This window comes from Halochromatium sp. (assembly GCF_054919635.1).
The window spans coordinates 1-5677 of record NZ_JBUDPI010000261.1; the positions used below are offsets into that span (position 1 = coordinate 1).

The 5677-nt window shown below is 65.7% G+C and carries 2 protein-coding genes; both read right to left on the reverse strand.

All coding sequences use genetic code 11. The features are described 5' to 3' along the window. Positions 1-4464 (reverse strand): malto-oligosyltrehalose synthase (gene treY, locus ACY693_RS14245; protein WP_462322484.1); only part of this gene is annotated, 4464 nt, incomplete at its 3' end. 3 nt (positions 4465-4467) lie between these two features. Next, positions 4468-5677: DUF3459 domain-containing protein (locus ACY693_RS14250; RefSeq protein ID WP_462322485.1), on the reverse strand; the 1210-nt coding region annotated here is incomplete at its 5' end.

The following is a 5677-nucleotide window of genomic DNA, read 5'->3' on the forward strand; positions in this document are numbered from 1 at the left end:
GCTGAGCCGGTGCCAGCGATAGAAGCTGGTGTCTTCGACGCCCTTGGCGGTGACGGGACTGCTGTACTGTTGGAGCTTCATCGCTAGGCGCAGCACGCGCTCCCGGTACGGCGCTGGCTTGCCGGCGGCGATGTCGGTCAGCAGCAGGTCGCGGACGAATTCAAACACCGACTGATCCGGCATCTGGCTGCGGCGCCGGGCCTCCGCGACCGCCTTCAGCACCTGATTGCGATCCGCGGTGGAGACGCCCTGATCGGTGATGTAGGTGCGATAGACCGGAAAGCAGGCGACGATCTCCATCAGCGCACTGCGCAGCGCATCCAGGGTGTAATCGCGGGTATGCGGGTCCATCTCGGCGATCCGGGCGGCCTCGCTTGCGAGCACGTGCAGCTCGCTGGAGAGGAGATTCTTCATCACCAGCCGCTTGGCCGCATAGACCTCGTCGGCATAGCCTCTTGCAGAGCCGTCCCCTCCGCCTGGGCCTAAGCCGGAGCCGGAGCCAATGAGCGCTTGGTAGCAGCGATCAAGCTCGGTCTCGCCATCGCTGTCGACGAAGAGGGCATCGCAGAGCGTCGCGAAGTCGTAGCCGGTGGTGCCGTGGACCGGCCAGTCGGAGCGCAGCTGTTCGTCGCCGACCAGGATCTTCTCGGCGGCCAGGTACAGCGGGCGATCATCGTCTAAGGGGGTCCGCTGCGGCTGCAGGATCTGCGCCGCGCGCCGTTGCAGGCGGCGAAAGTAGGCGGCCGGGTCGAAGAGACCGTCGGGATGGTCGATGCGCAGCCCTTGCACCCGGCCCTCGGCGATCAGCTGCAGCACCCGTTCATGGGTCGCCTCGAAGGCGTCGAGGTTCTCCATCCGCAGCGCCGCGAGATCGTTGATATCGAAGAAGCGCCGATAGTTGATCTCGTCGGCGGCGACGCGCCAGTGGGCGAGACGATAGGCCTGAGCCTCCAGCAAGGTATGCAGCCGGCCGCTGTCCGCCGGGTAGTCATCGGAGCCGTTATAGGCTTGCAGGCAGTCTTGGATGTAGCGTTGGAGGTCGGCATTGGCCTGGCACAGCGCTGCCAGGCGCTGTTTGTGCAGCTCCTTGTCGCGATAGCGCTCGGTGACCGACGCCTCATCGAGTGCGCTGCGCGGTGGCAGGTTACCAAAGGCGGTGATGAGGCTCTCGAAGCTGGCCAGATCTAAGGCCAGATCCGAAGCCAGCTCCGAAGCGAGTTCTGAGCCCGCTTTTTCTGAGCTTGCTTCTGTTGAGTGCGCTGTCGGATCAACAGTCGGTTCATCGGTCTTGAGCCGCTCACGCAGCGCCGCCAGACCGGGTGCGAGGATGCGCGGATACTCGCGTGGATCGATCGGGAAATGATGCTCGTAATACTCAACCCGGAAGGCGCCATCGGCGAAGACCAGCTTCAGCTCGCCTTGGTCGAGCAGTTCCCCGTAGTGATCGCCGAGCACCGGCACCAAGACCTTGTCGTGTAGCTCCTGCTTGAGCGGTCGCCAGTCGATGTCGAAGAAATCGGCATGGGTCGATGCGGGGCCGTTTTCGAGCACGTCGAGCCACCAGGGGTTCTCGCTGCCCATGATGCCGACATGATTGGGCACCAGGTCAAGGATCTGGCCCATGTCGTGCGCGGCTAAGGTCTCGCACAGGCGATCATAGTCCGCCTGGCTGCCGAGCTCGGGGTTGAGCTGGCTGTGGTCGACGACATCGTAGCCATGGGTGCTGCCGGGCCTGGCCTTGAGGTAGGGCGAGAAGTAGCAGTGGCTGATGCCGAGGTCAGCGAGGTAAGGCACGAGCTCGGTGGCGGCGGCGAAGCCAAAGTCCTTGTGCAGCTGAAGACGATAGGTGGCGCGCGGAATCGGCGCTTGCAGAGGCGTCTCGTTGCTCGAGGTGGCGCTGGCTTGCTCGCTCGGGGGCTGTTTCGTGTTGGCCTGCCCAACCTTGGTCTGAGCGGTATCGGCCTGGCCAGCGTTGCTCTGGTCAGTATCGAGCTGGCCGGCATTGGTCTGGTCAGCCTTGAGCTGATCAGCTTTGGTCTGCCTGCTGCCGGGCTGAGCGGAGCCTGATGCGGGGTCGGCTTGGGGACCGAGCTGCGGCCGCTCCGAGCCGCTGAAACGACTTGCTGAGCTGCCGCGCTCGGCACGCACCGCCGCGAGCAGACCTTGGATCTCGGGTTGCTCCAGCCAGTGCTCGAGCTGCAGCGGTTGGCGGCGGCGCCAGCTCGGATAGCGCTTGCCGCTGCCCGGCATGTTGATCTGCTCGGCCTCGGCGAGCAGATCGACGGTTTGGATCAGCAGCAGCTTTGATGCGGTGCGCGCCAGATAGACATGGATTGCCCTCAGGTGCTCGGGGCCAAGGCGCGGCACATCGATGGGGTCCGCGCCCTCATGATCGCTCAACAGCCCCTGGTGTCTTAGCGCCAGCAATAGCCGTGTGCGGTCCTGGGTGCGCTCTAGTAGGCGCTTGTCATAGTCCTGCTCGCTCGGGAACAGTTCGAGCGCGCGCCGCTGCTCGATGTCGATGCCCTGCCAGAAGCCAGCCAGCGGCGGTAGATCGTGGGTGCCGGCAGTGACCATGGCGTTCGGCTCGAAGGCCTGTGGCTCGAGAAAACCGCCGTCGTCGGCACGCTCGAAGTAGAGCACCCGCGTGGAGAGGATGCCCCAGTCTGGGATCACCTTGCGGATCAGCTCGGGCACCGTGCCGAGGTCTTCGCCGATGATCACGCAGCGGTTGCGCACGCTCTCGAGCGCGAGCACCCCGAGCAGCTCATCGAGTGGATAGGCGAGATAGGTGCCGGCGGTCGGCCGCTGCCCATCCGGGATCAGGAAGAGTCGCATCAGGCCCATGACGTGGTCGATGCGCAGACCGCCAGCGGCGCGCATGTTGGCACGCAGCTCATCCGCGAACGGTTGGTAGCCGGCAGCACGCAAGGCGCGTGGATGCCAAGCCAGGACGTTCCAGTTCTGACCTTTGGGGCTGAAGTCGTCCGGCGGGGCACCGACATGGGCGCCCTGGATATAGAGACCGGGCAGCACCCAGTGATCGGCGCCATCGGGTGCGGCACCAACCGCAAGATCCAGCAACAGCCCCTGCGCCATGCCCAGCTCCTGACAGCGGTTGCCGGCCGACTCGAGCTGCATCTGGGCCAGCCATTGCAGCCAAGCGAAGAAGTCGACGCGCTCGGCGTGCTCCTGCGCGAAGGTGGCGACCTCCTCGGAGCGGGGGTCATGATAGGCGGCGGGCCATTGCTGATCGCTCAGCTGGCCTTGCGCTGCGGCTGCGAAATGCTCGCTCAGTGCCTGGTAGATCGCGAATCGCCGCAACGGCTCGCCCTGCTCGTCGCAGAAGGCCTGGAAGGCTGCGACCCGTGGTCCCTTGGGGGCGGATTGATGCTGCAAGAACTGCTGGTAGAGACGGCCGAGCACCTTCAGCTTGGCGTCGGTGATCGCCGCAAGATCGACGCTGGATGCGCTGCGCAGCGCGCGCAGCAACGCCTTGAACTCGTCGCTGTCGATCAGCTCCCGCGCTGCTTGACAGTCGGCGAGCTCGGCGACGGCTTCAACATCGATGTGCAGTGGATTGAGGAACCGCCGGCTCGAGGGGCCATAGGGGTCGCAGCGCTCGGGCTGGGTCAGGAACAGGGCGTGCAGCGGACTGAGCCCGACCGCACCGGCGCCGGCTTCTGCCGCGGTCTCGACCAGTCGAGTCAGGTCGGTGAAGTCGCCGATACCCCAATTGTGCGCAGAGCGCAGCGCATACAGCTGGGTCACCAGTCCCCAGTCGCGCGTCCCACTGCCCGAGCCTGTGCCCGGCCCTGTGCCCGAGCCAGCGTCTGCGCCAGGATCAGAGCCAGTGCCTGGACCAGCGCCTGCCCCAGTGCCTGACCCAGTGCCTGCCCCAGCACCCCCATCAGGGCTCGCCTGGTCACGGTTACCCTGGTGCTCAGGCTGCCAGCAGCGACGCGGAGCGACGATCATGCGCGTCTGTGCGAGGACGCTATCGTCGGATGAATCGATCCTCAGCTGGTGATAGCCGATCTCGGTTGGCGCGGGCAACGCGATCGTGCGGCGCTGCCAGCGGCGGCCATCGATCTCGCGCTGCTCGTCAACGGCGAGCCTGCCCAGATCGAGCTCGGCTTCGGCCGTGGCGCCCGATTCGCCGGTGAAGACGAGACGCACCTTCTCCATCGCTGATTGATCAGGCAGGCTGAGCGCGAGCGTCGGTGTCTCATCGCCTTGCCGATGCACGATGACCGGTGCCACCACCTGTTGCCATTCCTGGTCGATCGCGTGTTCGAGGCTGCGCTGTTCTGTTGCCCGGTCCCCGGCGGCGACCCCGAGTGCTCTCAGCAACGCCCGCCGCGTGCTGGCGTCGGCCTGATGCTCGCGGCCTTCGACGTCTGTATAGGTCGCGGCGATTCCATAATGCGCACAAAGTCGCTCTAGCTCCGGCGTTCTACTCATCGCTCAGCCCTCAGCGTCCTGGCTGTCTGCCTCGGTCCATTGCCGCTCGCGCACCCTCGGGTCCAGCTCCGGCTGCCGCGCTGGCGAGGCCAGGTGCCAAGCAACCGCCCAGGGCGGCAACTGCTGTTGCGCGAACGCGTCGTCGAGACCGGATGGCTCCAGGTACAGGGCGTCGCCCGCTGTCGGTAGTGGCAGCGCATCGTAGCGGCGCTCGGCATCGCTGAGGTTCGCCGTCAGGGTCAAGACAGCACCGTCATTGAGCCGCCATTGCACCTGGATGGCGCGGCTGGCGAAGGTCTCAAAGCGGCGTTGCCCAAGATCGACGCCGGCCAGACGCGGCACGATCTCGCGCTGGCGCAGCCGCAGTAGCTGCTGATGGAAGAGCCACCACTCGCGGTGGCGGGAGTCACCTTCGAGCGCCTCCCAGTCGAGCCGGCAGCGCTCGAAGGTGGCCGGGTCGTTTGGGTCTGGGATGGCCTCGCGCGCCTGCGGATCAGCAAAGCGCTCGAAGCGTTGGAACTCTCGCCGTCGTCCCTGGGTAACCGAATCGGCCAGCTCATCGCCAAAATCACAGAAGAACAGGAATGGCGTCTCGGTCATGGTTTCTTGCCCCATGAACAGCAAGGGCGGCGATGGCGCGAGGAGCATCACGGCGCTGAGCGCCCGCAGCGCCTCCGGAAACGCGAGCGAGGCGATGCGCTCGCCGAATGCGCGATTACCGATTTGATCGTGATTCTGCAGCAGGTTGATGAAGGCGCTCGGCGGTAAGCTGGCGCTGGGCTCTCCGCGCCGGGCGCCGTCGCGGAACGGCGACGGCTCGCCTTGATAGGCGAAGCCCTCGGCGAGGCAGCGGGCGAGGAGGCGGGCCGGCTCCTTGCTGTAGTCGGCGTAATAGCCGTCTTGCTCGCCGGTGATCAGCACATGGGCAGCATGGTGGAAGTCGTCGTTCCATTGCGCCCGATACCAACGGGCCATGCCATTCTGGCGCCGGTCTAGATAGCGCGCTTGATTGCCGTCGTTCTCGAGCACCAGATGAACCAGCCTTCGGTGCCCGAGACGGTCCTGAACCGCCTCGGCCAGCTCGGTCAGGATGTCCGGCTCGGACTCATCGGCGATCGCGTGGACGGCATCGAGGCGCAGACCGTCGAAGCGGTACTCCTCGAGCCAATAGAGCGCGTTATGGATGAAGAAATCGCGTACGCTGCGACTGTCG